We start from the raw sequence: 23,652 nt of genomic DNA, 5'->3' as shown, positions 1-23,652 counted from the left end.
CTCATGATGCAGCCAGCAGCAGGCCGGCGGCAGCGATGGCGCCGCCCAGGACGCGCTGCAGCACCAGCTTGCCGGCGATACCGCGCGCAACGCCGATGCCCGCCACATGCAGAAGCGAGGTGGCGATGACGAAGCCCGCGACATAGGCGATGGCACCACCCTCAGCCTCGCTGGCATGAGCATGGCCGTGACCGAGCGCGAAGAAGCCGATCGCGACGAGAGCCGCGGCCGTGAGTGCGGCCGGCATCTCGGGCTTCGCCACCAGCACCAGGAGGCCGAAGATCACCACCGAGGCGAGGATCAGCGTCTCGACCGCCGGCATGGTGACACCGGCGAAGGCGAGACCCGCCCCCGCCAGCATGGCGCCGAGGAAGGCCGCCGCCCCGCCCCAGGGATGCCGTGGCAGCGCAAGACCCGACCAGATCCCGACCGCCACCATCGCCAGCAGATGGTCGAGGCCGAGGACCGGGTGCAGGAGCCCGGCGAGGAGGCCCGAGGTCCCGCCATGGCCGGTATGGGCCAGGGCTGGGGTCGACAGGAGCAAGGCTCCCAGAAAGACTGCGTAGTTCATGGGGTTCCCTCCTCAGCGGACCTTGACCGTCGTCAGCGTGCCGCCGTCGGGCGACATCACATGGGTGGAGCAGGCAAGGCACGGGTCGAAGCTGTGCAGCGTGCGCAGGATCTCCACCGGCTCGTCGGGGCGCTCCATGTAGGTGTTCATGAGCGAGGCCTCGAAGGCCCCGATATTGCCCTTGGTGTCGCGCGGACTGCCGTTCCAGGTGGTGGGGACGACGCACTGGTAGTTGTCGATGCGGCCGTCCTTGATCCTGATCCAGTGGCCGAGGGCGCCACGCGGTGCCTCCGTCATGCCCACGCCCTTGGCCTCCTTCGGCCAGGTCTTCGGATCCCATTTCTCGACATTCGCCGTCGACTGGTCGCCGTTCTTGATGTTGGTGATCAGCTTGTCGAAGAAGTATTTCTGCAGGCGCCCGCAATATTCGGATTCCAGCGCACGCGCCGCGGTGCGTCCCAGGGTCGAGAACAGCGCGGAAACCGGCAGGTTCATCGTCCGGAGCAGGCCGTCGACCTGGTTCTTGATATCCTCGTGCCCCTTGGCGTAACCGACGACATAGCGGGCCAGCGGGCCGACCTCCATGGCATGGCCCCGCCAGCGCGGTGCCTTGATCCAGCTGTACTTGGCGCTCTCGTCCAGTTCCTCGATGTTGGTGCGGGTGCCCTTGGCTTTCGGGCCGAGTTCGTATCGCGGCTCGGTGACGCCGTCCCAGGGATGCAGGCCCTTGCCGGGCTCGGCATAGGTGTACCAGCTATGGTCGACGAACTCCTGCACCTGCTCGGGATCGCGCGGATCAACGTCGTGAACCTCGTTGAGGTTGCCGTTGATGATGGCGCCACGCGGCAGGTGCAACTGCCCTGCATCAAAATTGTTGGGATGCTCGGGGATGTCGCCATAGGCAAGCACCGCCTGGCCCGACAGACCACCGCCATAGAGCCAGTTCTTGTAGAAGCCGCCGATGGCGATCACGTCCGGGATATAGACGTTGCGGTTGAACGTGTTGCACAGGTCGATAATGGAACTGACCATGTTCAGCCGTTCCATGTTGATCGCCCCGACCGCGCCGACGCCGTCGATGTTGATCGGACAGGGAACGCCGCCGACAAGCCAGTTCGGATGCGGGTTCTTGCCGCCGAAGATGGTGTGGACCTTGACGATTTCCTTCTGCAGGTCGAGCGCCTCCAGATAGTGGGTCGTCGCCATCAGGTCGGCTTCCGGAGGCAGCAGATAGGCCGGATTGTCCCAGTAGCCGTTCTTGAACAGGCCGAGCTGGCCGGATTCGACGAACTTCTTCAGCCGGTTCTGCACGTCGCGGAAATAGCCCGGCGACGACAGGGGATGGCTCGGGCTGACCGTCTGCTGCAGCTCCGACGTCGCCTTCGGGTCGGCACGCAGGGCATTGATCGGATTCACCCAGTCCAGCGCATGCAGATGGTAGAAATGCACCACGTGATCGTGAATCTGCAGGTTGAGCTGCATGATGTTGCGGATCGAGTTGGCGTTGTCGGGGATGGTGATCCCCAGCGCGTCCTCGACCGCACGCACGCTGGTCAGCGCATGGGTGCCGGTGCACACGCCGCAGATGCGTTCGGTGAAGGCCCAGGCATCCCGCGGGTCGCGTCCCTTGAGGATCACCTCGAGGCCGCGCCACATGGTGCCGGTGGACACGGCGTTGCGGATCACGTTGCCTTCGTCGACATTGACCTCGCAGCGCATGTGCCCCTCGATCCGGGTCACCGGGTCGACGACGATACGCCGGCCCGAGGTGTCGAGGTTGAAACCATTCGGAGTTGCAGTCATCGTTTCAAGCCTCCACCTTGTCCTGGGTCTTCTTCTGCGCGCGCTTCAGCGCCGAGACCGCCGCATGCACCGCGACGGCGCCACCGACGACGCCCGCAGCCGTCATGCCCACCTGATCGGCGTTCGCTTCGACGCCGAACTGCTTGATGTTGGTCAGCCGGTCATAGAAGCTGCCCTGATCCCAGAACCCGTCTTCCGAACAGCCGATGCAGCCATGGCCCGACTGGATCGGGAAGGAGACGCCCTCGTTCCAACGAATGGTGGAGCAGGCGTTGTAGGTGGTCGGTCCCTTGCAGCCCATCTTGTAGAGGCAGAAGCCCTTGCGGGCGCCTTCGTCGTCCCAGGTCTCGACGAACTGGCCGGCGTCGAAATGCGGCCGGCGGTAGCACTTGTCGTGAATGCGCTGGGAGTAGAACATCGCCGGGCGCCCCTGCCGGTCGAGCGTCGGCAGCCGGTCGAAGGTGAGCATGTAGGTGATGACGCCGGTCATCACCTCGGCGATCGGCGGGCAGCCCGGCACCTTGATGATCGGCTTGTCGAGGATGACCTTGTGAACCGGCGTTGCCCGGGTCGGGTTGGGCGCCGCCGCCTGGACGCAGCCATAGGAGGCGCAGGCGCCCCACGAGATGATCGCCTTGGCGTGCTCCGCCGCATGGCGCAACTGGTCGACGAACGGCTTGCCGCCGACGATGCAGTACATGCCGTCCTCGTTGAGCGGCGGATTGCCTTCGACGGCCAGGATGTAGTTGCCCTTGTACCGCTCGATCGTGTCCTGCAGCGCCGCCTCGGCCGCGTGCCCGGCCGCCGCCATCAGTGTGTCGTCATAGTCGAGACTGATCATCGACAGCACCACATCCTTGGCCAGCGGATGGGCCGAGCGGATGAAGCTCTCCGAGCAGCAGGTGCATTCCAGGCCGTGAATCCAGATCACCGGCGTGCGCGGCTTCGTCTCCATCGCATGGGCGATCTTGGGGACGAAAGACGGCCCGAGGCCGAGCGCGGCCGCCGTCAGGCTGCAGTATTTCATGAAGCTTCGCCGGGTAATGCCCTGGCGCCGCATCACGTCGTAAAAGGTTTCGACTTGCGACAAGGTGTCCTCCCTCGGTGCGTGAAATGTCGTGTTTCGACCGTACCGAGGCGATGATGCCGTGCCGGACATTCCCCGCGCCTGCACAAAAACACCTGTCGCAGAAATAAAAAATACTTGTTTTATATCAATCTGTTGATCTGATTTTTTGGATTTTTCGCGTCCGGCGCATGTCAAGACCCTGACCGCCGGACAGGGTCAGGCGGTCAGCCCGCTTCCGCTCCGGCGCGGGCAAGGCAGACGAGGGCCTGCCCCAGGGCAAGGCCGCCGTCATTGGCGGGAACCTGACGGTGGACCAGCACGGGCAGACCGGTCAGTTCGGCCTGACAGGCCTCCAGCAGCCGGGCGTTCTGGAAACAGCCGCCGGTGAGGACGGCGGCCCGCGCCCGTCCCGTCTCGACGAGGTGGCGGGCGGGCGCGCAAAAGGCGCGGGCAAGACCCGCATGGAACGCACCGGCGATCCGTGCCGGAGCCACGCCGCCCGCCAGATCCGCAAGCAGCGCGCGGATCATCGGTGCGGGGTCGATCTCCCCCGCGCTTGCCGCGAAAGGATAGGCGGGCGCGCTCACCGCCATCGCCTCCAGCCGCATCGCCGCCTCGCCCTCATAGCTCTGCACTTCGGGGCAAAGGCCGAGAGCGGCGGCGACGGCATCGAACAGGCGCCCGGCGGAGGAGGACATCGGCGCGTTGATCCCCGCGCGCAGGGCGGCGCGCACCTGTTCCACCGGGCGGCCCGCCATCAGCCGCTGCGAGAAATCCTCCGCACCGCCGGAGAGCCCTGCCTGGCCGAGGCGCGCCAGCAGGTTGCGCCAGGGCTCCAGCGCGGCGCGGTCGCCTCCGGCCAGCGGGGCGGGGCGCAGCCGGCAGACCCGTTCGAAATCGCCATAGCCGCCGAGCAGCACCTCGCCGCCCCACAGCGTGCCGTCGGTCCCAAGGCCGGTGCCGTCGAGCACGATCCCGGCCACCGGCCCCGCATCCGGGGGCCAGAGATTGTCGGCGAGGCAGGCGGCAAGATGGGCGTGGTGATGCTGGACGCGGGTCACCGGCAGGCCCATCGCCTCGCCCGCCTGGCTTGCCCGATAGTCCGGGTGCAGATCGATGGCGACCCGGCCGGGCCGATGGTCGAACAGCGCCGTGCAGTCGGCGATGGCCTTGTGGAATTCGTCCAGCGTCAGGGCATCATCGAGGTCGCCGAGATGCTGCGACAGCAGCGCCTGACCGTTCTTGACGAGGCAGACGGCGCCCTTCATCTGGCCGCCCAGCGCCAGAACCTGCGGCCCGGCCGCAAACCCGGGCGGCAGGGGCAGCGTGCCGGGAACGCGTCCGCGGGCGCGGCGCAGCACCATCGGCGGCTCCGCCCGCTCCACCCCGTCGTCGAGACGGCGGAGGATGTCGCGGTCATGCAGCAGGAACCCGTCGGCAAAGGCGGAAAGCTTCTCGCGCGCCTCATCATTGCCGGTCACCTGCGGCTCACCGGAGAGGTTCCCTGAGGTCATCACCAGCACGCCGCCGAACGCGGCAAGCAGCAGATGATGCAAGGGCGTGTAGGGCAGCATGACGCCGAGCGAGGTCATGCCGGGTGCCACCGCTTCGGGCAGCACCCGGCGGGAGGGAACGAGCACCACCGGCGCGGCGGGGTCGCGCAGCAGCGCCAGTGCCGCCGGAGACAGCTCGGCGATCTCCGCAAGATGTGCCTCTGCAGCCATCAGCGCGAAGGGCTTGGCCGGGCGGCGCTTGCGCCGGCGCAACAGGGCGAGGCTGCCGGCATTCCCGGCATCGCAGGCCAGATGAAAGCCGCCAAGCCCCTTGACCGCGACAATCCCGCCCGCCCGCAGCCGCTCCACCGCCAGCGTCAGCGGATCGCCGGGGCATTCGCGCCCGTCCTCCTCATAGGACAGCCTCGGTCCGCAGGCCGGGCAGGCAATCGGCTGGGCGTGGAAGCGCCGGTCGGCAGGGTCGGAATACTCCGCCGTGCAGTCCGGGCACATGGCAAAGACCGACATGGCCGTGCGGGCGCGGTCGTAGGGCAGGCTGCGCAGGATCGAATAGCGCGGCCCGCAATGGGTGCAATTGGTGAAGGCGTAGCCCCGGCGGCGCCCCGGTCCGGCGATCTCCGCCGCGCAGGCGGCACAGGTGGCCGCATCCGGCGTCACCCGGGTTTCGGCGCCCGAACCGGCCGAAGCGCGGATGTCGAAGGTCAGCGGCAGGTCACTGAAGCCGGCCGGCTGGCACTCGACCGCATCGACGCGGGCCAGCGGCGGCGCCTGCGTCCGCAACGCCAGGGCGAAGGCATCGAGACCCGGCTCTTCCATGCCCGGCTCATCGATGCCCGCTTTGGCGGCATGGATCAGCACCCCCTGCGGATCGTTCAGCACGAAGCCGCGCAGGCCATGCTGGCGGGCCAGCGTCCAGACGAAAGGCCGGAAGCCGACCCCCTGCACCTGGCCGCGCACCCGGATGATCCAGCCCTTGACCATGACCGCCTCCTGCGTCAGTGCACGGTGCAGACCATGCAGGGATCGAAGGAACGGACCACATGCTGGACCGCCACCGGCGTGGTCTCCCCTTCCTGCACCGGCGTGCCCACCAGCGCCGCCTCCAGCGGCCCCGGAACGCCGGCGGCATCGCGCGGGCTGAAATTCCAGGTGGTCGGGGCGATGATCTGATAGCCGGCGATCCGTCCGTTCTCGATCCGCAGCCAGTGCCCGAGAGCCCCGCGCGCCGCCTCAACCAGGCCCACACCAACGGCCCGCTGCGGCAGGCGGCCGGAGACCATGAAGCTGGCACCCGGCTCGATGGCCGCGACCAGGCGCTCCATCAGGATCTGGGTGCGGGCGATTTCAAGGAGGCGCGCCGTCACCCGCGCCAGAACGCCGCCCTGACGCGCGAGGTCGAGCGCCAGCGGATGGCCGTCGACCACCTGCCGCGCCAGCGCTCCGGTCTCCATCGGCTGCCCCGACAGGCGCGGCGCCTTGCACCAGCTGTAGGCGTCCTCGCGCATGTCCTCGTCCGGAAGGGTTGCCCCGGCCAGCGGATGCACCGCCTCGCCCAGCATCCAGGCATGGCTGACATCCTCGATCACCGCGCCCGTGTCGAGCGGCTTCAGCCCGCCCTCCCAGGCGCCGGGGCGGAACCCGTAACCATCTGCCAGCGGATAGGCGCCGAAGCTGAGATAGCGTCCGGCGCCGCGCCCCAGTCCGGCAAGCTGCGTATCGGCGGCGATCTCGAGGAAGAGGCCGGCATCTCCGCCCGCCCAGCGCATCAACTCACCGGCGGAGCCAAGTTCCGCGAAAGCCTCGACCTCCGCTCCGAACACCACTGTCTCCAGATAGCGGCGGAAGGCGCGCAGATGGGTTGCCAGCCGCACCTTGTCGCGGGGGCCAGGCGCGCGAGTGACCCCGCCCGGCTGGATCGCCAGCGTGTGCGGCCACTTGCCCGCCAGCATGCCGAGGATATGCATCAGCCCGGCCCGCGCCTCGACCGCCGCCCGCTGGGCGCTGCCCTCCATCGCCGTGAAGCGCGACACCGCCTGCCCGTGCCAGGGCCGCGCCGCATAGGCCGGGCGGGTGAAATCCGGCATGAAGAACAGGTTGAAATGGGTCAGGTGGTCGCTGACATTCTCCACCGCATGGATCAGTTGCGCCACCAGCAGGCCCTGCGGCGAGGGGGCAAGGCCCATCGCGTCCGCCAGCGCACGGGCGGCGGCGGCTGACTGGCTGATCGAACAGATGCCGCAGATGCGCGGCGTGATGGTAAGCGCATCGCGCGGGTCCTTGCCTTCGAGCATGCGCTCGAAGCCCCGGTAGAGCGGCGCATTGACGCGGGCGCTGCGGACAGCCCCCTGCTCCAGATCAAGATGCACCTCAAGATCCCCCTCAACACGGTTGAAGGGGCCGACAATCAGGCGTCCTTCGCTCATTTGCGCGGCTTTCGGATCGTCGGTGGAACCATGACGCGGTCGGCAACCGCATTGCGGGCAATGCGCTGCGGCGTTGCCGCCTTGGACAGGGAGGCCAGTGCCATGAACCAGGCCTTGGGCATGTCGGACGGCAGGCCGACGGGGATACCGGCGATCTTCGGCGTCTCGGTGAAGGGGTGGCGCGGCTCCTCGAACTCCGGCACTGTGCAGGCGATGCAGGGATAGCCGCCGCGCGTGCAGGAGCCCTCCCCGTTCCACGGCCGGATGTTGCAGTCGCCGACCGCCTGGGTGCCGACGCAGCCCAGATGCTCCATCATGCAGCCGATCTCGGACAATTCCCGCGCGCTTGCCTTGTACTCGTAGAACTCGTTTTTCGGGCAGCCGTGATGCACCAGATGGTCGGCATAGAATCTCGGCCGGCCGAGCGCGTCCATGTCGTCCGCGCCGAAGACGCCCGCCTTCAGCAGCAGCAACGTCTCGCTGACCCAGTCCGGATGGGTCGGGCAGCCGGCGACGTTGACCACCGGGAGGCCGAACCGGCCCCGGAAATCCGGCGCCAGGATGCCGTCCGAATGGGTGCCCTCGTATTGCAGGCCCGCCGCATCGGAGGGATTTCCGCCGGCCGAAGTGATGCCGCCATAGGCCGCGCAGGAGCCGACAGCAACGACATGGCCGGCAAGCGGGGCGAGCTGGCGCACCCAGTCGAGCATGGAAACGCCCGTTCCGGAGAGCATCTGGTAACGGCCGGTGCCGCGCGGCCCGCGCGCGATGGCACCTTCCACGCAGAGGATGTCGAGCGCCAGGCGTCCCTCGACGATGTCACTGAGCAGTGATCTGACCTCGGCACCCGTCTCCAGGCTGAGCGCGGGATGCCACAGCACCCGCAGCCCCGCGTCGGACAGAAGCTCGAACACGTTGGGATTTTCCGCGCAGAGCAGCGACATGGTGCAGCCGCCGCATCCCGCACTTTGCAGCCAAAGGAGGTTCATCGCCCGCCGTCCTCCGCAGGGGTCAGATCGAGTTGAAAACAGGCGCCGCGGCCCGCCGGGCACAGACGCAGGCGGCCGCCATGCTCTTCGGCGATCTTGTGGCTGATCGACAGGCCGAGCCCGGTGCCGCTGCCGACCGGCTTGGTGGTGAAGAACGGGTCGAAGATCTCGTGCTGCAGGCTGGGCGGCACGCCCGCGCCATTGTCGCTGACGCTGACCCGGGCGTATCCATCGGCCAGTTCGTGGCGGATCTCGATCCGCGCGTCCTCCTGCCCCTCCAGTGCGTCGACCGCATTCTGGACGAGGTTCATGATCACCTGCTGGATGTGCCCCGGCCGGCCGATGGCCATCAGACGCTCGCGGCCGGAGACCGCCACGGCGACCGGCCTGCGGGCACCGCGCAACACCCAGTTCGCCGCGACCGCCGTCGTTTCAACCAGATCGAACGGCACCATCTCGCCCGTGCCGTCGGCGGACAGGCGCCGCAGGTCCTCGACGATGTCGCGCACCCGCTCGGCCCCTTCGCGCGCGCCCTGCACCGCCTCACGCAGGTTGCGCACCTCGCGGTCGAGCCGCAATTGCTCGCGCAGCATGACGAGTTCCTCGCGCCCGGCCCCTTCCTGGACCCGCTGGAAATAGGTCTCGAACTTGCCGGTGTAGCGCTCCAGCGCATGAGCATTGGCATAGACGAAACTGATCGGATTGTTGAGCTCGTGGGCGACACCGGCCAGCAGGCGGCCGAGCGAGGCCAGCTTCTCGTTGCGCACCAGTTGCGCCTGGGCGGATTTCAGCTCGTCGTGGCTGCGGGCCAGCGCCGAATAGGCCTGCCGGAGCTCGCCAACCGAGCGGCCGGACAGGACGAGGCCGGCCAGTCGGCCACGCTCGTCGAGACGCGGCGCCAGGTTCAGCTCCAGCGGCATCGCGCCGGCCTCCGCCACCAGATGCGCCTCGATGGTTTCCGGCTGGCGGGTCTGCATCACCCGCGTCATCGCGGCGGCCAGCGCCGCCTGCTCGTCCCGCGCAAACAGGCTGGCCACCGGGCGCCCGGTCACCCGGTCGTGGTCGACATCAAGATGGCGCAGCAGCGAGGCCGAGGTTTCCTCAATGTCGCCGTTGCGGTCGAGGATGATCAGCACGTCCGACACGGAGGCGAGGATCGAGGCCAGGAACCGGCGCATCGCCTCGAGTTCGGCATTCTGCCGCTCCAGGCGTCCCTGATACTCGACAAGGTCGGCATAGGTCCGGTCGACGGCGGACAGCACCTCCATCCAGACCTCGTCGCTGAGCGCGCCCGGGTGCTGCGCCGGATCAAATGATATCTGCTGGGCCATCGCTTCCTCCAGGCAGCACCTTACCTCTCCGGCGCGGCCGTGGAAATGGGCGCCGTGCACCGCATCGCTCAGACGTCATGCGAAACCCCGTCGACTGCCGGCAAATAGGTGCCCTTCAGCCCGAGAACAGCCTCGGCGACGGATTTCGCCGCCGGCCGGAGCGGATACTCCGCCCGGTGCACCAGAAACCAGTGGCGCAGGATCGGCAGTTGCGGCGCGGCCAGCATGACCAGTTGCCCGTGGCGCAGTTCCTCCGTCACCGTGTGCAGCGACAGGAACGCAAGCCCCAGCCCCGCCATCACCGATTGCTTGATGGTCTCGTTGGAGCCCATCTCCACCAGGCGGAACACCTGCCCGTCGCCCAGCCGGTCGAGATAGCGCGTCATCAGGATGCGGGTTCCCGACCCCGGCTCGCGGGAGATCAGCGTCTCGCCGAGGAGATCGGCGGCGGACAGGGCCTGGCGTCCCGCAAGCGGATGATCCGGCGGCGCGATCAGCCCGTGCGGATGCACCCCGAGCGCCGACGCCTCGACCAGCGGCTGGCGCGGCGGGCGCCCCATGATGGCAAGATCGACCGCCCGATTCTCGAGATCGCGGATGACCTGGTCTCGGTTGCCGACGCGCAGCACCAGCTCGATGTTCGGGATCAGCGTGTGCAGGATCTTGACCAGCCGCGGCGCGAAATACTTGCCCGTCGAGACGACCCCGAGCGTCACCCGCCCGGCCAGCCCCTCCGACAGGGCGCGGATTTCCTGCGCCGCCTGCGACAGCGCCGTATCGATCCGGACATGGGCCTCCAGCAATACCCGCCCCTCTTCCGTGAGGCTCGATCCGCTGGCGTCGGAACTGCGATGCAGCAGGGCAAGGCCAAAGGCCTGTTCCAGCGCCTTGAGCTGGCTGTGCACCGCAGGCGGGGTCAGGCCGAGCGCGGCGCCCGCCGCCGCCATGCTGCCGTGGCGATCGACGGCAGCCAGCGCCCGCAACTGCTTCAGCGTCACCGCGTCCAGATGGTACATTCAAAAAATCCTTCTCAGAAATAAGAATTATTAAATTTTCACGAAAGATCCGGCAAGGCAAGACTGCGCGACCAAGGCAGCACATCTGGGAGGAAACGATGCGGCCCGAGGAGCAGATCTTGCCGGCACTCGCCGTTCCGGCCGCGTTGCAGGACGTGCTGGAACGTCTTTGCCGCACCGGTGCGGCCCTGTCCCGCCTCATCGCGGCCGGAGACCCCGCCCGCGAGCTCGGCGCCAGTTCCGGCGAGGAGAACGCGGACGGCGACCGGCAGAAGCTGCTCGACGTGATCGCCGACGAAGCCTTCATCGACGGCTTGCGCGGTTCCGCCGTCCGCTACCTCGCATCGGAAGAGCAGGAGAGCATCCTGCAGATGTCGGATGGCGGCAGTCTGGCGCTTGCCATCGATCCCCTGGACGGCTCGTCGAACATCGACGTCAACATATCGATCGGGACGATCTTCTCGGTCTATCCCGCCGCCGGCAGCGCCGAGGCGAGCTTCCTGCGCCCGGCAAGCGAGCAGATCGCCGCCGGTTACATCATCTACGGCCCGCAGACCCTGCTGGTCGTCACCCATGGTGAGGGCGTGCTGAAGTTCACGCTGGACCGGGACCGGGGCTGCTTCCATCCGGCCGCCGCGAAGATGGCGATCCCGCCCCGGACCAGCGAATACGCCATCAACGCCTCGAACTATCATCACTGGCACGCACCGGTCCGGGCCTTCATCGACGACATGGTGACCGGCGCCCTCAGCCGCAACGGGCAAGGTTTCAACATGCGCTGGGTCGCCTCGCTGGTGGCCGAGGCGCATCGCATCCTCACCCGGGGCGGGGTGTTTCTCTACCCGGCCGACCGGCGCAAGGGCTACGAGAAAGGCCGCCTGCGCTTCCTCTACGAATGCGCGCCGATCGCCTTTCTGGTCACCCAAGCCGGCGGCAGCGCCACCGACGGTGTCGACGACCTGATGCGGCAGTCCGCGGCCAGCCTGCATGGCCGCACTCCCTTCGTTTTCGGCAGCGCGGAGAAGATCGCCCGCGTCACCGCCTATCACGACCTTGCCGAGGCTGGCGATGCCGCCCTGTTCGGCAAGCGCGGCCTGTTCCGGAGCTGACCCCCCATGAGCCAGAAGCATCCCATCATTTCGGTCACCGGCTCCTCGGGCGCCGGCACCTCGACGGTGAAGACCACCTTCGACCAGATCTTCCGGCGGGAAAGCATAACCGCGGTGTCGATCGAGGGTGACGCCTTTCACCGCTACAACCGCGCCGACATGCGCGCGGAACTGGAGCGCCGGGTCGCCGCGGGCGACTTCACCTTCTCCCACTTCTCGTTCGAAGCCAACGAGCTCAAGGAGCTGGAGCGAGTTTTCCGCGAGTATGGCGCGACCGGCCGCGGGCGCACCCGCACCTATGTCCATGACGAGATCGAGGCCGCAAGAACCGGCGTCGCGCCGGGCAACTTCACCGCCTGGGCGCCGTTCCAGGACCACAGCGACCTGCTGTTCTACGAGGGGCTGCACGGAGCCGTCGTTGCCGATGACGTCGACATCGCCCGCCATGCGGACCTGAAGATCGGCGTCGTGCCGGTGATCAACCTCGAGTGGATCCAGAAGATCCACCGCGACCGGGCGCATCGGGGCTACTCGACCGAGGCGGTGACAGACACGATCCTGCGCCGCATGCATGCCTATGTGCACTGCATCTGCCCGCAATTCACCCAGACCGACATCAACTTCCAGCGCGTGCCGGTGGTCGACACCTCGAACCCCTTCATCGCCCGCTGGATCCCGACGCCGGACGAGAGCCTCGTGGTCATCCGCTTCAAGAACCCGCGTGGCATAGACTTCCCCTACCTGACGGCGATGATCCACGGCTCCTGGATGAGCCGGGCCAACTCGATCGTCATTCCGGGCAACAAGATGGATCTCGCCATGCAGTTGATCCTGACGCCGCTGATCGAGCGGCTGATCCGCGACGCCAAGCGGGCCTGACCCGCCTGGCAGCTGCCGCGCCCTCTGAAAAGGACAGATGATGATGACCCAGCTTCTGCGGGCCAACGAACGGCTCATGGCCAATGCCCTGCGCGCCCTTGCCATGGACGCGGTCCAGATGGCCGGTTCCGGCCACCCCGGCATGCCAATGGGCATGGCGGATGTCGCGGCGGTGCTCTTCAACCGGTTCATCACCCTTGATCCGGCGGCGGCCGGCTGGCCGAACCGCGACCGTTTCGTGCTGTCGGCCGGGCACGGGTCGATGCTGCTCTATGCGATCAACCATCTGCTTGGCTATCCGGACATGGGAATGGACCAGATCCGCGCCTTCCGGCAGCTCGGCAGCCGCACTGCCGGCCATCCGGAATACGGCCATGCCCTCGGTGTCGAGGTCACCACCGGCCCGCTCGGCCAGGGGCTTGCCACCGCCGTCGGGATGGCTCTGGGCGAGCGGATGGGCGCCGCCCGCTTTCCCGGCCTCGTCGACCATTGGACCTATGTGATCGCCGGCGACGGCTGCCTGATGGAAGGGATCAGCCACGAGGCCATCGACATGGCCGGCCATCTGCGGCTCGGCCGCCTCGTGGTGCTGTGGGATGACAACCGCATCACCATCGACGGCAGCACCGGCCTCTCCACCTCCACCGACCAGGGCGCCCGGTTCGCCGCCGCAGGCTGGCACGTGGTCCACTGCGACGGACACGACCGGGAGCAGATCGCGTGTGCCATCGAAGCGGCCCGCGCCGATCCGCGCCCCAGCCTCGTCTGCTGCCGGACCGTCATCGGTTACGGCGCGCCCAACAAGCAGGGCAGCCACGACGTGCACGGCGCCCCGCTCGGGCCGGACGAGATCACCGCGGCGCGCCAGACGCTCGACTGGCCGCACGCACCGTTCGAGATCCCCGCCCCTATCTACACGGCCTGGGGCGGGATCGCGGCACGGGGTGCGGCGGCGCATGCCGCCTGGCGCGACCGGCTGGCAGGCTCGCCGAACCGCGACGCCTTCGCCGCGGCCCTTGCGCGGGACACCGGTGACCTGACGGCCGCCATGCGGGAGCACAAGCAGCGGCTGCTTGACGAGCAGCCGGCGGTGGCAACGCGCAAGGCCAGCGAGATGGCTCTTGAGGTCGTCGCCGGCGCGCTGCCCTTTGTGGCCGGCGGCTCGGCCGACCTGACCGGTTCCAACCTCACCCGGCCGAAAGACATGACCGCGATCCGGCCCGGCGACTATGCCGGCCGCTACATCCACTACGGCATCCGCGAGCATGGCATGGCTGCCGCCATGAACGGCCTCGCGCTGCACGGCCTGGTACGTCCCTATGGCGGCACCTTCCTCGCTTTTGCCGATTATGCCCGTCCGTCGATCCGCCTCGCCGCGCTGATGGGCGTGCCGGTCATCCATGTCATGACGCATGACTCCATCGGCCTTGGCGAAGACGGACCGACGCATCAGCCGGTGGAGCATCTCGCCAGCCTGCGCGCCATTCCGGATCTTCTCGTCCTGCGGCCCTGCGATGCGGTGGAGACTGCCGAGGTCTGGGAGATCGCGCTTGCCGAGACGCGGCGGCCGAGCCTGCTGGTGCTGTCGCGCCAGGCGTTGCCGCTGCTGCGCGGCAGCGCGGCGGTCAATGCCAGCGCCCGCGGTGCCTATCTGCTGCGCGCGCCGGCCCGGCGCGACGTGACGCTGATCGCCACCGGCTCGGAGGTGGAGCTTGCAGCCGCCGCCGCGGACCAGCTCGCCACGGCAGGTATCGCCGCAGCCGTGGTCTCCGCCCCCTGTTTCGAGCTCTTCGCCGCGCAAGACCCCGCCTATCGCGCCGAGGTGCTCGGCGAGGCGCCGCGCGTCGGCATCGAGGCTGCGCTCCGCCAGGGCTGGGACGGGACCATGCTGAGGCCAACTGACGCTTTCGTCGGCATGAGCGGGTTTGGAGCCTCGGCCCCGGCCGCCCGGCTCTACGAGCATTTCAACATCACCGTGCCGTCCGTCGTTGCGGCCGCGCGGCAGATTGGGAGGGGATGAAATGCGCGCAAGGAGTGTAAGCAGCGGTCTCGGCCGCACCGGATCGGAACGCGCCCGGCAGACGGGCGTGACCATCGCCGCGATCACCGGGGCTGAGGTGGCCGGCCGGCGGCTCGTGGTACGGGCGGACCTCAACGTGCCGATGGCCGGTGGACGGGTCAGCGATGCGACGCGCCTCACCCGTTTCGCGCAGGGCATGCGCCCCCTGCTGGCACGCGGCGCGGCGCTTGTCGTCCTGTCGCATCTCGGCCGGCCCACGGGCCGCGACGAGCGCGCGTCACTGGCCGCGATTGCCGGCGATCTTGCAGCGGCGCTCGGATGCGCCGTGGACTTCGCCACACTGGACGAGGCGGTCAAGGCCGCGGCCCGGCTGCGGCCCGGCGAGGTGCTGCTGGTGGAGAACATCCGCTTCGAGGAAGGCGAGGCGCGCAACGACCCCGCGCTTGCGGCGCGTCTTGCGGCGCTCGGCGATTTCTATGTCAACGACGCCTTTTCCTGCGCCCACCGCGCCCATGCCAGCACGGCGGCCATCGCCGGCCTGCTGCCGGCCTTCGCCGGGCCGCTGATGATGGAGGAACTCGCCGCACTCGCCGCCGCGCTCGAAGCGCCGGCACGCCCCTCGGTCGCAATCGTCGGCGGGGCGAAGGTGTCGAGCAAGATCGGCGTGCTGAAACACCTCGTAACCCGTCTCGACCATGTGATCGTCGGCGGCGGCATGGCCAATACCTTCCTGTTTGCCGGCGGCATGCCGATGGGCCGTTCGCTGCACGAGCCCGGCCAGACCGGCACCGTCCAGGAGATCCTCGCCATCGCCGAGGCGCATGGCTGCCGCGTCCACCTGCCGCTGGATCTGGTGGTGGCACGCGAGTTCCGGCCCCATGCCCCGGCGGAGATCGTGCCGGCGGACGCCTGTCCGGCCGATGCAATGATCCTCGACGCCGGCCCGAAGGCCTTCGCCACCTTCGCCCGGATTCTCGATACGGCGCGCACCATCTTGTGGAACGGCCCGCTCGGCGCCTTTGAGATCGAGCCCTTCGACCGGGCGACCCTGGCGCTCGCCCGCCTCGCCGCCGGTCTTACCGATGCCGGGCAGACCGTCACCGTGGCAGGCGGCGGCGACACGGTTGCCGCGCTCAATGCAGCCGGGGCCGCAGAGAGTTTCACCTATGTCTCCACCGCCGGTGGAGCCTTTCTGGAGTGGCTGGAGGGGCGCCCGCTTCCGGGCGTCCAGGCCTTGCTGCGCGCCGATGCGGCGTCTTGACGGGAGAACGACATGGCACTGATCACCCTGAGGCAGCTCCTCGACCATGCCGCAGAGCATGGCTACGGCGTGCCCGCCTTCAACATCAACAACATGGAGCAGGGACTGGCGATCATGGAGGCGGCGCAGGCCGTCGACGCGCCGGTGATCCTGCAGGCCAGCCGGGGCGCCCGCAGCTATGCCCGCGACATCATGCTGGCCCGTATGGTCGAGGCGCTCGCGGCGCTCTACCCGGACATTCCCCTGTGCCTGCACCAGGACCACGGCAATGACGAGGCGACCTGCCTCTCGGCAATCCGCCACGGCTTCACCTCGGTGATGATGGACGGCAGCCTGATGGCCGATGCCAGGACACCGGCATCCTACGACTACAACCTTGCCATCACCGCCAGAGTGGCGGCCATGGCGCATGCAGTCGGCGCCAGCGTGGAAGGCGAGCTCGGCGTGCTCGGCAGCCTGGAGACCGGCGAGGGCGAAGCGGAGGACGGGCACGGCGCGGAGGGCAAGCTCGACCATTCGCAGCTCCTGACCGACCCGGACCAGGCTGTAGACTTCGTTGCCCGCACCGGCGTCGACGCGCTCGCCATCGCCTGCGGCACCTCGCATGGCGCCTACAAGTTCACGCGCAAGCCCGACGGCGGCATTCTCGCCATGGACGTGATCGAGAAGATCCACGCGCGGCTGCCGGACACGCATCTCGTCATGCACGGCTCAAGCTCCGTGCCCCAGGACATCCAGGACATCATCAACGCCCATGGCGGCGAGATGCCCCAGACCTTCGGCGTGCCGGTGGAGGAGATCGTCCGCGGCATCCGCCACGGGGTGCGCAAGGTCAACATCGACACCGACTGCCGCATGGCGATGACCGCCGAGTTCCGGCGCATCGCGGTGACGAGCCCACGGGAATTCGATCCGCGCAAATTCCTGAAGCCGGCAATGGACGCGATGCGCGACCTGTGCCGCTCCCGTTTCGAGGCCTTCGGCACCGCCGGCCATGCCTCGAGGATCAAGGCCGTGCCCATGGACGACATGGCCCGGCGCTACGCATCCGGCGCACTCGATCCACGGCGTTCCCCCAGCAAGGCAGCATGAAGGAGCAGATGATGGCCGACGACAGCAACACGCGGATTACCGACGCCTCGAAGCGCTACAAGGCCGGCGTCCTGAAATACGCCCAGATGGGCTACTGGGACGGCGACTACGAGCCGAAGGAGACCGATCTCCTCGCCCTGTTCCGCATCACCCCGCAGGAGGGCGTCGACCCGATCGAGGCGGCGGCGGCGGTGGCCGGCGAAAGCTCCACCGCCACCTGGACGGTGGTGTGGACCGACCGGCTGACGGCCTGCGACCAGTACCGGGCCAAGGCCTACAAGGTCGAGCCGGTGCCGGGCACGCCCGGACAGTATTTCTGCTATGTCGCCTACGACCTGATCCTGTTCGAGGAAGGCTCGATCGCCAACCTGACAGCCTCGATCATCGGCAACGTGTTCTCGTTCAAGCCGCTGAAGGCGGCGCGGCTGGAGGACATGCGGCTGCCCGTCGCCTATGTGAAGACGTTCCGCGGCCCGCCGACCGGCATCGTCGTGGAGCGCGAGCGGCTCGACAAGTTCGGCAAGCCGCTGCTCGGCGCCACCACCAAGCCGAAGCTCGGGCTTTCGGGCAAGAATTACGGCCGGGTCGTCTATGAGGGCCTGAAGGGCGGCCTCGATTTCATGAAGGACGACGAGAACATCAACTCGCAGCCCTTCATGCATTGGCGCGACCGCTTTCTCTACGTGATGGAGGCGGTCAACAAGGCCAGTGCCGAAACCGGCGAGGTGAAGGGGCACTACCTCAACATCACCGCCGGCACGATGGAGGAAATGTACCGCCGGGCGGACTTCGCCAAGCAGCTCGGCAGTGTCATCGTCATGGTCGACCTGATCGTCGGCTGGACCGCAATCCAGTCGATCTCGGAATGGTGCCGGCAGAACGACATGATCCTGCACATGCACCGGGCCGGCCACGGCACCTATACCCGCCAGAAGAACCACGGCATCTCGTTCCGCGTCATCGCCAAGTGGCTGCGGCTTGCCGGCGTCGACCACCTGCACACCGGCACGGCCGTCGGCAAGCTGGAGGGCGACCCGATGACGGTGCAGGGCTACTACAATGTCTGCCGCGAGACCCGCAACGAGGTTGACCTGCCGCGCGGCCTGTTCTTCGAGCAGGACTGGGCGGACCTGAAGAAGGTCATGCCGGTGGCCTCGGGCGGCATCCATGCCGGCCAGATGCACCAGCTTCTCTCGCTGTTCGGCGATGATGTGGTGCTGCAGTTCGGTGGCGGCACCATCGGTCATCCGATGGGCATCCAGGCCGGCGCCACCGCCAACCGCGTCGCACTGGAGGCCATGGTGCTGGCCCGCAACGAAGGCCGCAACATCGACGCCGAGGGGCCCGAGATCCTTCGCGCGGCGGCGAAGTGGTGCAAGCCGCTGGAAGCGGCCCTCGATACCTGGGGCAACATCACCTTCAACTACACCTCGACCGACACGTCGGACTTCGTCCCGGCGCCCGCGGTCGCCGTTTGAGGAGCAAGACCATGCGCATCACACAGGGCTGCTTTTCCTTCCTGCCCGACCTGACCGGCGAACAGATCGCCGCCCAGGTCGACTACTGCCTGTCGCGCGGCTGGGCAATCGGGCTCGAATACACCGATGATCCCCATCCCCGGAACACCTACTGGAACATGTGGGGCAACCCGATGTTCGACCTGCGCGACGCCAAGGGCGTGATGATGGAGCTTGAGGCCTGCCGCAAGGCGCATCCGCAGACCTATATCCGCGTCAATGCTTTCGACAGCACGCGCGGCGCCGAGACGGTGACCATGAGCTTCATCGTCAACCGGCCCGGCGACGAGCCGGCACTCGTGATGCGCCGGACCGAGGCCGAGGGCCGCTCGATCCGCTACACCCATGACGTGATCCGCTGACCTCCCAAGCGCAAGACCGGCAGTGGACGGCCCGCCGCCCCCTGCCCCCGTTTCAAAAGGTCCAGCCAAAAGGAAGTGACCGATGGATGCCGACACCGCCCCACCGCCCGCGACGGTCGACCTGCGCGGGGAGTTCGAGAGTTCCGGCGTGAAGGAACTGCTCGACGAGCTCGACCGCGACATGATCGGCCTGCGGCCGGTGAAGCAGCGTATCCGTGAAACGGCCGCTCTCCTCTTGGTCGAGCGGGCACGCCGCTCGCTCGGGCTCAGCCATGAGACGCCGACGCTGCACATGTCCTTCACCGGCAATCCGGGAACCGGCAAGACCACCGTCGCGCTGAAGATGGCCGGGCTGCTGAAGCGGCTCGGCTATGTCCGCAAGGGGCATCTCGTCAGCGTCACCCGCGACGATCTGGTCGGCCAGTATATCGGCCATACCGCGCCGAAGACCCGCGAGGTGCTGAAGCGCGCCATGGGCGGCGTGCTGTTCATCGACGAGGCCTATTATCTCTACCGGCCCGACAACGAGCGCGACTACGGCCAGGAGGCGATCGAGATCCTGCTTCAGGTGATGGAGAACAATCGGGACGACCTGGTGGTGATCCTCGCCGGCTATGCCGACCGCATGGACCGGTTCTTCGGCTCCAATCCCGGCTTCCGCTCGCGCATCGCCCACCACATCGACTTCCCCGATTATACCGACGAGGAACTGCAGCGCATCGCCCGGCTCATGATGGCCGAGCAGAACTACCAGCTGTCGGAGGCGGCCGGTGCGGCGCTGGCCGACTATATCCGTCTGCGCCGGACCCAGCCGCATTTCGCCAATGCCCGCTCCATCCGCAATGCCTTCGACCGGGCGCGGCTGCGCCAGGCCAACCGGCTGTTCGACGGCGCTGGCGGGCCGCTCGACGCGCAGACACTGAGCCTGATCGAGGAGAGCGACATCCGCTCCAGCCGGGTGTTCCGGGGCGGCCTCGACATCGCGCCAGCGGGCCAGGCCGGCGAAGGAGCGCAGCCATGAGCTTCCTCCGCCACATCAGGATCGCGCCGTCGATCCTGTCCGCCGACTTCGCCAACTTCGGCGCCGAGTGCCGCGCCATCGAGGCGCAGGGCTGCGACTGGGTGCATGTCGACGTGATGGACGGGCATTTCGTGCCCAACATCACCTTCGGCCCCGCCACGGTGCGCGCCCTGCGCCCGCATGTCGGCGGCACCCTCGACGTGCATCTGATGATCGCTCCGGTCGACGCCTACGTGGCCGGTTTCGCCGACGCCGGTGCCGACATCCTCACCGCCCATGTCGAGGCCGGGCCCCATATCCACCGGACGCTGCAGGCGATCCGCGGCCATGGCCTGCGGCCGGGGCTCGCGCTCAACCCGGGCACGCCGGTGGAGGCGGCCGCGCCGCTGCTGGACATGGCCGACCTCGTCTGCGTGATGACCGTCAACCCGGGTTTCGGCGGACAGGAGTTCCTTCACTCCCAGCTGGAGAAGGTGCGCCGCCTGCGCCGCCTGATCGGCGACCGCCCGATCCATATCGAGGTCGACGGCGGCATCACGCGGCAGACGGCTCCCCTCGCCGCCGCTGCCGGCGCGGATGTGCTGGTCGCCGGCTCCGCTGTCTTCAAGGGCGGTTCGGTGGAGAGGCCCGAAGTCTACGGCGCCAATATCCGCGCCATCCGCGATGCCGCGGCGACTGCCCTTCCCGGGGCGGAAGGATGAGCGGCGGGCGGCCGGGTCCAGCCGCGCTGATCTTCGATGTCGACGGAACGCTGGCGGAGACCGAAGAGCTGCACCGGGCCGCCTTCAACGCCGCCTTCGCCGCCCATGGGCTCGGCTGGCACTGGGACAGGACCACCTATGGCGGGCTCCTCGCCGTCACCGGCGGCAAGGAGCGCATCCGCGCCTATCGCGACCGCCATGGCCTCGCCCTGCCGCAGGACGTGGACATCGTCCGCCTTCACGCCGACAAGACCCGCCGCTACGGCCGGATGGTTGCGGAGGGCGCGTTGCAGGCCCGGCCCGGCGTCCTCTCCCTCCTCGCCGAGGCACGCGTCCACGGATTGCGGCTCGCCGTCGCCACCACCACCAGCCCGGAGAATGTCGACGCCCTGTGCCGGGCCCTGTGGCGACACCCGGCGGGCGAAATCTTCGACGTGATCGCCGCCGGCGACGAGGCCGGAGCCAAGAAGCCGGCGCCCGGCGTCTACCTGCTGGCACTGGCGCGGCTCGGCATTGCCAGCGGCGCGGCCCTCGCCTTCGAGGACAGCGAAGCCGGCGTCGCTTCCGCCTGCGCGGCCGGACTGAAGGTCGTCGCCTGCCCGAGCCTCTACATGAGCGGCGGCGACTTCTCCGGCGCCTGGTGGGTCACCCCAAGCCTTGACGGCGCCTGGCGGCACATCACCGCCAGTTTCTGAGCCGGACGCGGTACAGGCGGATATGCCTGATACTTTTTGATCGCCCACTCAAACAAGGTTTCGGCCAGAGCATGTCTAGACGTCATGATGCGGCGCGCGAAAAGGACTGACCGACGCAAAACTGTAACAAAGCCCGAATAGGTATGCGGAATGTTACAGCCCCTACCAGTCGATCGCTCTCTGGCGCTGATCGCGACACAGATCGCAAAATCATTTGGCCCCAACAAGGTCTTGGGGAACATCGACCTTGCCCTCGCACCGGGTGAGGTCGTCGCCCTCCTTGGTCCGTCGGGCTGTGGCAAGACGACACTGTTACGGATCGCAGCAGGGCTGCTAAGCGCGACCAGCGGCCAGATGGAGATCGCGGGTCAGCGCGTGGTCGATGGCAGCGGCTTCAACGCCCCGCCCGAGGCCCGCGGTATCGGGATGGTGTTTCAGGATTACGCCATCTGGCCACATCTGAGCGTGCTCGACAATGTGGCCTTCCCCTTGCGGATGCGCAAGCTGGGACGGAACGACCGCGAAACCCGGGCCAAGCGCGCGCTTGAGCGCGTGGGATTGCAGCATCTGGCAGACCGCTTTCCCGGCACATTGTCAGGCGGCCAGCAGCAGCGTGTAGCGCTGGCCCGTGCAATTGTCGCCGAGCCGCCCCTGGTGCTGTTTGACGAGCCTCTGTCCAACCTTGACCGCGAGTTGCGCGAGGGGCTGGCGCTGGAAATCGGCGGGTTGCTGCGTGATCTGGGACTGTCGGCAATCTATGTGACCCATGACCAGTCCGAAGCCTTCACCATCGCCGACCGGGTGGCGGTCATGCTGGGGGGCGAAATCGCGCAAATCGACTCGCCTGAACAGCTTTTCTCGGCCCCGGCTTCTGTCGAAGTGGCGCAGTTCCTCAATATCGGGGCGCTGATCGAGGGGCATATATCCCGCCAGAACGGCTTTACCTGCAACCATGACCGGCTGAACCTGCCCCATCTGGCGAACTCGTCGCCCGAGGGGCCTGCGCGCGTCCTGATCCCGCGCACGGCTGTTCGCCCCGCCTCCGAGGGCGCGTTGATGGCGAAAGTGCTGCGCTGTCAGTTCCAGGGCGACCGGTACCTGCTGCATCTGGGACTGGACGAGACCACCGCAAGCCTGGTGTGCCCGGCAGATCGCGCGGTTGCACTGAACACGCAGATTCCGCTGTCGATTGATCCCGATCGCCTGCGTGTCTTTCCTCACTGACTCCACAAGGAAGAACCCCATGCTTCGCACGACTGCTTTTGCAACCTGCTTTGCTTTGATCGGAAGCTTTGCCCAGGCTGATACGCTGACTTTCTACACCGCCGGCCCAGGTGGTCTGGCCGATGCGCTGGCTGAAGCTTTCAAGGCCGAAACCGGGATCACGGTCAATGTGTTCCAAGGCACGACCGGACAGGTCATGGCCCGGCTTGAAGCCGAAGAGGCCAACCCGCAGGCCGATGTCGTCGTGTCGGCAAGCTGGGGTTCGGCTGTGGAAATGCATGAACGCGGCCTCTTGATGGAATATGTCTCGCCCAATGCTGAAAATGTGCCGGATTTCCTCAAGCACAGCCATTACACCGCGCAAGGCATTTCGGCGCTGGCGATGGTCAGGAACACCCAGAGTGGCGCACCGCGCCCTGCCGAATGGACTGATCTGTCGGGCGAGGCTTACCGCGGTCTGGTCACCATGCCCGATCCTGCGCAATCGGGCTCGGCCTTCGACCTGATCGCCGGCCTGGAAACCGCGATGGGCGAGGAGGCATGGACCCTGCTCGCAGCGCTTGCCGCCAACGAGATGATTGTACCCGGTCCGAATGCTGCGGCACTGAACCCGGTGCTGCAAGGCGCGAAGGCTGTGGTCTTTGGCGCGGTCGATTACATCAGCTACGCACAGGCCGCTGGCGGCGAAACCATCGAGGTGATCGTGCCCGAAAGCGGCACTGTGATTGCGCCGCGCCCAATGATGATCCTGAACTCTACCTCCAATCCCGACGCGGCCAAGGCCTTCGTGGATTTCGTGCTGTCCGACGCTGGGCAGAAACTGGTCGCCGCGACATGGATGATGCCCGCGCGTGCCGATGTCGCGGGGCTGCGTCCGGGCATTGCGGATCTGAAAGTGATCGAGGTGGATGAAAGCGCTGTTGCCGCACGGCGCGAAGAGATTATCGCACGGTTTAATGCAACCGTGACCAACCGCTGAGCAAACCCTAAAGCCATGTGTTTGGCCCCGGTGACGTCCGGGGCCAAACATATTTATGTATCAAAGGCCTGTTCAT

General features: G+C 67.6%; 20 protein-coding genes. 12 read left to right on the top strand and 8 right to left on the bottom strand.

Annotated elements, in window-relative coordinates:
- Position 1: 1 nt before the first annotated feature.
- From AC0CMF_RS10785 to cbbR, 8 genes are all read right to left on the bottom strand, one after another.
- Entirely contained in the window at positions 2-571 is a 570-nt protein-coding gene (locus tag AC0CMF_RS10785; protein WP_050474645.1) for a HupE/UreJ family protein, read from the bottom strand.
- A 12-nt stretch (positions 572-583) separates the two neighbouring features.
- Positions 584-2,374, bottom strand: coding sequence for a nickel-dependent hydrogenase large subunit (locus tag AC0CMF_RS10780; RefSeq protein ID WP_374629605.1), 1,791 nt, complete (start codon positions 2,372-2,374; stop codon positions 584-586).
- Between the two features lie 4 nt (positions 2,375-2,378).
- A complete protein-coding gene (locus tag AC0CMF_RS10775; RefSeq protein ID WP_050474643.1) occupies positions 2,379-3,464 on the bottom strand; it encodes a hydrogenase small subunit in 1,086 nt (361 codons plus the stop codon).
- A 203-nt stretch (positions 3,465-3,667) separates the two neighbouring features.
- Entirely contained in the window at positions 3,668-5,938 is a 2,271-nt protein-coding gene (hypF, locus tag AC0CMF_RS10770) for a carbamoyltransferase HypF (RefSeq protein ID WP_472481636.1), read from the bottom strand.
- 14 nt (positions 5,939-5,952) lie between these two features.
- On the bottom strand, positions 5,953-7,380 hold the full coding sequence (locus tag AC0CMF_RS10765; protein ID WP_374629603.1) for a nickel-dependent hydrogenase large subunit: 1,428 nt from the start codon (positions 7,378-7,380) through the stop codon (positions 5,953-5,955).
- The gene (locus tag AC0CMF_RS10760) at positions 7,377-8,369 is read right to left on the bottom strand and encodes an NADH-quinone oxidoreductase subunit B family protein (protein WP_374629601.1); all 993 of its coding nucleotides are present in this window, start codon (positions 8,367-8,369) and stop codon (positions 7,377-7,379) included. Before AC0CMF_RS10760 ends, AC0CMF_RS10765 begins: the two co-directional genes overlap by 4 nt.
- The gene (locus tag AC0CMF_RS10755; RefSeq protein ID WP_123194838.1) at positions 8,366-9,700 is read right to left on the bottom strand and encodes a sensor histidine kinase; all 1,335 of its coding nucleotides are present in this window, start codon (positions 9,698-9,700) and stop codon (positions 8,366-8,368) included. Before AC0CMF_RS10755 ends, AC0CMF_RS10760 begins: the two co-directional genes overlap by 4 nt.
- Positions 9,701-9,768: 68 nt before the next feature.
- Positions 9,769-10,716 (bottom strand): LysR family regulator CbbR, encoded by a 948-nt coding sequence (gene cbbR, locus AC0CMF_RS10750; protein WP_050474638.1) that lies wholly within the window; start codon positions 10,714-10,716, stop codon positions 9,769-9,771.
- Between the two features lie 98 nt (positions 10,717-10,814).
- On the opposite strand from cbbR, the gene AC0CMF_RS10745 reads away from it, so the two are divergent.
- The 12 genes from AC0CMF_RS10745 (at position 10,815) to AC0CMF_RS10690 (ending at position 23,576) form a co-directional block, all read left to right on the top strand.
- Positions 10,815-11,825 (top strand): class 1 fructose-bisphosphatase, encoded by a 1,011-nt coding sequence (locus tag AC0CMF_RS10745; RefSeq protein WP_058899188.1) that lies wholly within the window; start codon positions 10,815-10,817, stop codon positions 11,823-11,825.
- Between the two features lie 6 nt (positions 11,826-11,831).
- Positions 11,832-12,704: a phosphoribulokinase gene (locus AC0CMF_RS10740; RefSeq protein WP_050474636.1), complete on the top strand. Its 873-nt coding sequence runs from the start codon at positions 11,832-11,834 to the stop codon at positions 12,702-12,704.
- A 43-nt stretch (positions 12,705-12,747) separates the two neighbouring features.
- On the top strand, positions 12,748-14,724 hold the full coding sequence (gene tkt / locus AC0CMF_RS10735) for a transketolase (RefSeq protein ID WP_472481633.1): 1,977 nt from the start codon (positions 12,748-12,750) through the stop codon (positions 14,722-14,724).
- 1 nt (position 14,725) lies between these two features.
- Positions 14,726-15,985, top strand: a complete 1,260-nt coding sequence (locus tag AC0CMF_RS10730; protein ID WP_082675977.1) for a phosphoglycerate kinase — start codon at positions 14,726-14,728, stop codon at positions 15,983-15,985.
- A 12-nt stretch (positions 15,986-15,997) separates the two neighbouring features.
- Complete coding sequence (gene fba / locus AC0CMF_RS10725) at positions 15,998-17,077, top strand: class II fructose-bisphosphate aldolase (RefSeq protein ID WP_058899187.1); 1,080 nt, start codon at positions 15,998-16,000, stop codon at positions 17,075-17,077.
- On the top strand, positions 17,074-18,555 hold the full coding sequence (locus tag AC0CMF_RS10720; RefSeq protein ID WP_371328661.1) for a form I ribulose bisphosphate carboxylase large subunit: 1,482 nt from the start codon (positions 17,074-17,076) through the stop codon (positions 18,553-18,555). The genes fba and AC0CMF_RS10720 overlap by 4 nt, the downstream gene beginning before the upstream one ends.
- A gap of 11 nt (positions 18,556-18,566) precedes the next feature.
- Positions 18,567-18,956: a ribulose bisphosphate carboxylase small subunit gene (locus AC0CMF_RS10715; protein WP_050474634.1), complete on the top strand. Its 390-nt coding sequence runs from the start codon at positions 18,567-18,569 to the stop codon at positions 18,954-18,956.
- An 82-nt stretch (positions 18,957-19,038) separates the two neighbouring features.
- Complete coding sequence (gene cbbX, locus AC0CMF_RS10710) at positions 19,039-19,977, top strand: CbbX protein (protein ID WP_050474633.1); 939 nt, start codon at positions 19,039-19,041, stop codon at positions 19,975-19,977.
- Positions 19,974-20,678, top strand: a complete 705-nt coding sequence (gene rpe / locus AC0CMF_RS10705; RefSeq protein ID WP_374629600.1) for a ribulose-phosphate 3-epimerase — start codon at positions 19,974-19,976, stop codon at positions 20,676-20,678. Before cbbX ends, rpe begins: the two co-directional genes overlap by 4 nt.
- Complete coding sequence (locus tag AC0CMF_RS10700) at positions 20,675-21,373, top strand: HAD-IA family hydrolase (RefSeq protein ID WP_374629599.1); 699 nt, start codon at positions 20,675-20,677, stop codon at positions 21,371-21,373. The genes rpe and AC0CMF_RS10700 overlap by 4 nt, the downstream gene beginning before the upstream one ends.
- Positions 21,374-21,523: 150 nt before the next feature.
- Positions 21,524-22,597, top strand: a complete 1,074-nt coding sequence (locus AC0CMF_RS10695; protein ID WP_082206106.1) for an ABC transporter ATP-binding protein — start codon at positions 21,524-21,526, stop codon at positions 22,595-22,597.
- Positions 22,563-23,576 carry an ABC transporter substrate-binding protein gene (locus AC0CMF_RS10690; protein WP_374629597.1) on the top strand — a complete coding sequence of 338 codons (1,014 nt, stop codon included), beginning with the start codon at positions 22,563-22,565 and terminating at the stop codon, positions 23,574-23,576. The genes AC0CMF_RS10695 and AC0CMF_RS10690 overlap by 35 nt, the downstream gene beginning before the upstream one ends.
- Positions 23,577-23,652: the final 76 nt, after the last annotated feature.

The organism is Pannonibacter sp. CBAS1226 (assembly GCF_055685825.1).
This window is presented reverse-complemented; position numbering and strand designations above follow the sequence as displayed.

What these genes read in the sequence shown, in the direction of transcription:
- AC0CMF_RS10755 (WP_123194838.1), bottom strand. Translation starts at nt 9,700, where the DNA reads ATGGCCCAGCAGATATCATTTGATCCGGCGCAGCACCCGGGCGCGCTC.
- AC0CMF_RS10780 (WP_374629605.1), bottom strand. Translation starts at nt 2,374, where the DNA reads ATGACTGCAACTCCGAATGGTTTCAACCTCGACACCTCGGGCCGGCGT.
- cbbX (WP_050474633.1), top strand. Translation starts at nt 19,039, where the DNA reads ATGGATGCCGACACCGCCCCACCGCCCGCGACGGTCGACCTGCGCGGG.
- AC0CMF_RS10760 (WP_374629601.1), bottom strand. Translation starts at nt 8,369, where the DNA reads ATGAACCTCCTTTGGCTGCAAAGTGCGGGATGCGGCGGCTGCACCATG.
- hypF (WP_472481636.1), bottom strand. Translation starts at nt 5,938, where the DNA reads ATGGTCAAGGGCTGGATCATCCGGGTGCGCGGCCAGGTGCAGGGGGTC.
- AC0CMF_RS10715 (WP_050474634.1), top strand. Translation starts at nt 18,567, where the DNA reads ATGCGCATCACACAGGGCTGCTTTTCCTTCCTGCCCGACCTGACCGGC.
- fba (WP_058899187.1), top strand. Translation starts at nt 15,998, where the DNA reads ATGGCACTGATCACCCTGAGGCAGCTCCTCGACCATGCCGCAGAGCAT.
- rpe (WP_374629600.1), top strand. Translation starts at nt 19,974, where the DNA reads ATGAGCTTCCTCCGCCACATCAGGATCGCGCCGTCGATCCTGTCCGCC.
- tkt (WP_472481633.1), top strand. Translation starts at nt 12,748, where the DNA reads ATGACCCAGCTTCTGCGGGCCAACGAACGGCTCATGGCCAATGCCCTG.
- cbbR (WP_050474638.1), bottom strand. Translation starts at nt 10,716, where the DNA reads ATGTACCATCTGGACGCGGTGACGCTGAAGCAGTTGCGGGCGCTGGCT.
- AC0CMF_RS10700 (WP_374629599.1), top strand. Translation starts at nt 20,675, where the DNA reads ATGAGCGGCGGGCGGCCGGGTCCAGCCGCGCTGATCTTCGATGTCGAC.
- AC0CMF_RS10720 (WP_371328661.1), top strand. Translation starts at nt 17,074, where the DNA reads ATGAAGGAGCAGATGATGGCCGACGACAGCAACACGCGGATTACCGAC.
- AC0CMF_RS10745 (WP_058899188.1), top strand. Translation starts at nt 10,815, where the DNA reads ATGCGGCCCGAGGAGCAGATCTTGCCGGCACTCGCCGTTCCGGCCGCG.
- AC0CMF_RS10730 (WP_082675977.1), top strand. Translation starts at nt 14,726, where the DNA reads ATGCGCGCAAGGAGTGTAAGCAGCGGTCTCGGCCGCACCGGATCGGAA.
- AC0CMF_RS10740 (WP_050474636.1), top strand. Translation starts at nt 11,832, where the DNA reads ATGAGCCAGAAGCATCCCATCATTTCGGTCACCGGCTCCTCGGGCGCC.
- AC0CMF_RS10695 (WP_082206106.1), top strand. Translation starts at nt 21,524, where the DNA reads ATGTTACAGCCCCTACCAGTCGATCGCTCTCTGGCGCTGATCGCGACA.
- AC0CMF_RS10765 (WP_374629603.1), bottom strand. Translation starts at nt 7,380, where the DNA reads ATGAGCGAAGGACGCCTGATTGTCGGCCCCTTCAACCGTGTTGAGGGG.
- AC0CMF_RS10785 (WP_050474645.1), bottom strand. Translation starts at nt 571, where the DNA reads ATGAACTACGCAGTCTTTCTGGGAGCCTTGCTCCTGTCGACCCCAGCC.